This is a genomic window from Anaerosporobacter sp. (assembly GCF_965301125.1).
In genome coordinates this window covers 1-5,406 of record NZ_CBDLAM010000213.1, presented here as the reverse complement: position 1 = coordinate 5,406, position 5,406 = coordinate 1, and the positions used below count along the sequence as shown (strand labels likewise).

Here is a 5,406-nt window from a genome sequence, read left to right as displayed (position 1 = left end):
CCAATCAACTTGTACATAATTTCAATGCATCTATTTCATTTGATCAGAAATTCTATAAACAAGATATTACAGGAAGTATCGCACATGTTACCATGCTTGCAAAACAGGGAATCCTTACTGATGCTGAAAAGGATACCATTATTGATGGCTTGAATGGAATTCTTGTGGATATCGAGAATGGAACACTTGTTATCGATGGTACTCATGAAGATATTCATAGTTTTGTTGAAGCCAACCTTATTTCACGCATAGGTGATGCTGGTAAGAAACTTCACACTGGAAGAAGCCGTAACGATCAAGTTGCCTTAGATATGAAGTTATACACAAGGGATGAAATTACTGAAATCAAAGAATTAGTAAAAGCTCTTTTAGTTGAGTTGAATATTATCATGAAAGATAGTACTGAAACTTTCATGCCTGGTTTCACTCATCTACAAAAAGCTCAACCAATTACACTTGCGCATCATATGGGAGCGTATTTTGAGATGTTCAAACGTGATTATTCTAGACTTACTGATATCTATAATCGTATGAACTATTCACCTATTGGCTCTGGTGCTCTTGCAGGAACAACCTATCCACTTGACCGTGATTATACTGCCCAGTTATTAGGATTTACTGGTGCGACTCTAAATAGTATGGATTCAGTAGCGGATCGTGATTATCTAATTGAGTTATTAAGTGCTCTTTCCACTATCATGATGCATCTAAGTCGTTTCTGTGAGGAAATCATCATCTGGAATTCTAATGAATACCAATTCGTTGAAATCGATGATGCTTACAGCACAGGAAGTAGTATTATGCCACAAAAGAAAAACCCAGATATAGCAGAACTTGTTCGTGGGAAGACTGGTCGTGTATATGGTGCTTTACTGTCTTTACTTACTACTATGAAAGGTCTTCCTCTCGCTTATAACAAAGACATGCAAGAAGATAAAGAGCTTACATTCGATGCCATTGATACAGTTAAAGGTTGTATTTCCTTATTCACTGGAATGATTTCTACAATGAAATTTAACAACAAAGTAATGGAGGCAAGTGCTAAGAATGGATTTACCAATGCTACCGATGCTGCTGATTATCTAGTAAATCACGGCGTTCCATTCCGTGATGCCCATGGTATTGTAGGACAATTAGTTTTATATTGTATCGATAAGAATATCTCACTTGATGATATGACACTTGATGAATATAAGAAGATCAGTCCTGTATTCGAAGAAGATATCTATGAAGCGATTAGCTTAGAAACTTGCGTTAACAAACGTAACACCATAGGTGCTCCTGGTAAAGAGATGATGAAACAAGTAGTTGCACTGAATTATGCTTACTTATCTAATTTGAAATAAATTTTTATAATTCCTATAAATAAAAAGGATGCTGGCTTACCTTTCCAGCATCCTTTTATATTATTATTTATTAAAATCTAAAGTTTAAAGAATTTTACCTCTTTATTTAATGTTGTAGCAAGCTCTTGCATCTTCTGTGCCGCTTCTGAAACAACATGCATAGTAGCTGTTAATTCTTCCATAGAAGCTGTTGTTTCTTGTGTAGCAGCAGCATTTTCCTCTGATAAAGCAGAAAGGTTTTGAATTATATCCACAACGGCAACTCTAGATGTATTACATTCATTAGCTTCTTTATTAATATTCTCTGTATTCTGATTACATTGCGTAATTCCATCACTAACCTGTGTTATCTTAACTTTCGTATCATTTAATTTTTCTTCTTGCTCTCTTACATTTTGTTGTACTTCATTCATTACACGTATAGAAGTAGCTGAGTCTTCAGCTAACATCTTAATAATATCATCAATCTTCTTAGCTGATGCATTGGATTCTTCTGCCAATTTCTGAATCTGGGCTGCTACAACACTAAAGCCTCTTCCTGCTTCCCCTGCTCTTGCGGCTTCAATTGAGGCATTCAAAGATAAGAGATTCGTCTCATCCGCTATATTCGTAATTAATTGAAGTGCTTCTCCAATCTTTTGTACAGATTTATCTGTCTTTTCGATATTAGCTGCTATTCGATTAATCGCTTTTGTAGTATTAATATTAGACTCGGATAGTTCATTCATATTATCATTTGTTTCATTCTCAGATTCAAGAACAGCTGCTGTAATTATATTTAATGATTCAATGTCTCCAGTAATCCTCTCAATTAATGCTCCCATATTAGCCACATTCAAAGTAGCGTTCTCGATATCCGAAGCTTGTGTTACTGCACCTTTTGCTATCTCATCAATTGCAACACTTATATCTTCTGAAGTCTTACTAGATTGAGTTGCTATATCTTCTAGATTTTGACCTTCTGTTAATAATGTATCACAGCTCTGATGTAAAATTCCTATAACAGATTTAAAACGTATTAATACGTTATTAAATGCTCTAGCAATTCCACCAACTTCATCTTTACGATTTAATAGCTTTTCATTAATCTCAATATTAAGATTTCCATTTTCAAGATTCTTTAACGCACCTTCCAACATAACGATGCCACGAGCAAATAATTTAGTAAAAAAGAAACTTAATATACTAAATACAATTATCATAACTATCGCACATACTGCAATTATTATAGTTTTTGATTCAATAAACTTATTAATTTCACTACTCTCTTTTCCTACAAAAAGCATCCCTACAATACTACCATCGGAATTCTCCAATGGTGTATAATATGCATAATATCGTTTTCCATTAATATCAACTTTATAGTCTGTATATGTATTTCCTTTTGTTAAAACTTCTTGTATAATCTTATCTGATGCTTTTGTTCCTATATAGTAGCTTCCATCATTTTTGACGATTGATGTTGCAACTCTTGTATCTCCATAAAAGAAGGTAATCTCCTTACCTGATTCTTTCGCATATGTATCAATCAACTCTTCTAGCTCTGTAAAATTCAGGCTCCCTTTCACAAATTCATTATTTTCGTTAATTGAATAATCCCCTGTATCCATAGCATTAAAGGCAACTTGCAACGTGTGAGCCATATCCTCTAACCCATTAATCGCCTCTGTACGCATTCCTGATACTAAGCAGATACAAGCGATTACAATTAATATGCTTGAAGATATAAGATATTGAAGTCCCGTCATGGTTAGTAGTTTTTTTGCAAATCCATTTTTACGTTCTTTCGTCTTCATAATCATACTTAGTATAGCAAAGTGTTCTAGTATGTTTTGCTGCTATACCTTCCTCCTTCTACATTATATTATACCACTTTTTATCAATTTTGGGAACACTTTGATACTATAATTTAAAAAACCACGAAACTTTTTTGTTGAGTTTCGTGGTTCTTTATATTTAAAAAAGAGAATACGTTATTGTTATACTTCGAATAATAAATCTCCATATGTTGGCACTGGCCATGCTTCTTTATCAATGGTTAATTCTAATGCATCAATAGGAGCTCTTAATTCAGCCATAGCTTGGAATACTACATCCTTGAAGTAAGTTGCTTGTTCAACACCCTCTTCCTTCGTAGCTGCTTCTGCAACAACTTCTTGTAATTTAACAGCAGCTGCTTTTGCTTTTGCAAGTAAATCTGAGCTTTCTGTTAATAAAGTTGTTTGAACGCTTACATCTGCACTTGGAACAGCCGCTTTTACGCTATTAATTGACTCAGCTAATGAAGCAACAGCTTTGATTACAGCTGGAATATACTTCTTATTAGCCATCTCAATCATTGTCTTAGCTTCTATGTTGATAGCTTTTGAGTATGCTTCGTATTGAATTTCCGCACGGGAATGTAATTCAACTTCTGAGTATACTTTGAATTTTCCAAACATCTTAACTGATTTTTCAGTTGTAAGAGATGGGACAGCATCAACCATAGTCTTAACATTTGGAAGACCTCTACGTTCTGCTTCTGCAACCCATTCATCTGAATAACCGTTACCGTTGAAGATAACTCTTTGATGATCAGTTAATGTTTTCTTAATTAAATCATGAACAGCTAAATCAAAGTTTTCAGCTTTTTCAAGTTCGTCCGCCATATCAGACAATACGTCTGCAACAATTGTATTTAATACAGTGTTTGCACCAGCAATTGACATAGAAGATGCAACCATACGGAATTCAAATTTGTTACCAGTGAATGCGAATGGTGATGTACGGTTTCTATCTGTAGCATCTTTCTTAAGCTCTGGCAGTGTATGTACACCGATATTTAATTTTCCACCTTGTTTTGAAGATTTTGCTTCGCCAGTTTCAATTAATTGGCTAATTACATCTTCTAATTGTTCTCCAAGGAAGATTGAGATGATTGCTGGAGGTGCTTCATTAGCTCCAAGTCTGTGATCATTTCCTGGATTTGATGCTGATAAACGAAGTAATGCTGCATTTTCATCTACTGCTCTAATTACTGCAGATAAGAATAATAAAAATTGGATATTTTCATGAGGTGTTTTACCTGGATCAAGAAGGTTCTTACCTGTATTCGTAACGATTGACCAGTTGTTATGTTTACCAGATCCATTAACACCTGCAAATGGTTTTTCATGAAGAAGACACTCAAGTCCACGACGTTTTGCAACCTTTCTCATTGTTTCCATTACTAATTGGTTATGATCAGTTGCAATATTAGCTGTTCCAAATATAGGAGCCATCTCATGTTGCGCTGGAGCAACTTCGTTATGTTGTGTCTTAGAAAGGATTCCAAGTTTCCATAACTCTACATTTAGTTCTTTCATGTATCCTGCGATTCTTTCTTTGATGCTTCCAAAATAATGATCATCAAGTTCTTGACCTTTTGGAGGCATTGCTCCGAATAATGTACGACCTGTAAAAATTAAATCTTCTCTTTGAAGATATTTTTCTCTATCAACTAAGAAATATTCTTGTTCAGGACCTACTGAACAATCAACTCTCTTAACATCGCCATGCCCGAATAATTTCAATATACGAACTGCTTCTGTACTAATAGCTTCCATTGAACGAAGAAGTGGTGTTTTCTTATCAAGAGCTTCTCCTGTATAGGAACAGAAAGCTGTTGGAATACATAATGTAACACCTGCTGCATCTTCTCTTAAGAATGCTGGTGAAGTACAATCCCATGCTGTATATCCTCTAGCTTCGAATGTAGCACGAAGACCGCCTGATGGGAATGAAGAAGCATCTGGTTCACCTTTAATTAATTCTTTTCCTGAGAACTCAAGGATAGCTTTGCCACTATTCGATGCTGGACTAATGAAAGAGTCATGTTTTTCTGCGGTGATACCAGTCATTGGTTGGAACCAATGTGTATAGTGTGTTGCTCCTCTTTCAAGTGCCCATTCTTTCATAGCATGAGCTACGACATTAGCAATATCAAGGTCTAATTCTTCTCCCTCTTCAATTGTTTTCTTAAGAGTAGCATATACTTTCTTTGGTAAACGCTCTGCCATAACTACGTCGTTAAATACATCAA

At 35.1% G+C, this 5,406-nt stretch carries 3 protein-coding genes; 1 reads left to right on the top strand and 2 read right to left on the bottom strand.

Translation table 11 applies throughout. The features are described from left to right. The coding region (gene argH, locus ACW2QF_RS16955) for an argininosuccinate lyase (RefSeq protein ID WP_455717198.1) at positions 1–1,346 on the top strand (1,346 nt) is incomplete at its 5' end. A gap of 77 nt (positions 1,347–1,423) precedes the next feature. Here argH and ACW2QF_RS16950 read toward each other — a convergent pair. Then, entirely contained in the window at positions 1,424–3,142 is a 1,719-nt protein-coding gene (locus tag ACW2QF_RS16950) for a methyl-accepting chemotaxis protein (protein ID WP_455717197.1), read from the bottom strand. A gap of 183 nt (positions 3,143–3,325) precedes the next feature. Further along, positions 3,326–5,406, bottom strand: a 2,081-nt coding sequence (locus ACW2QF_RS16945; protein ID WP_455717196.1) for a glutamine synthetase III family protein, incomplete at its 5' end; no start/stop codon positions are given.

What these genes read in the sequence shown, in the direction of transcription:
- ACW2QF_RS16950 (WP_455717197.1), bottom strand. Translation starts at nt 3,142, where the DNA reads ATGAAGACGAAAGAACGTAAAAATGGATTTGCAAAAAAACTACTAACC.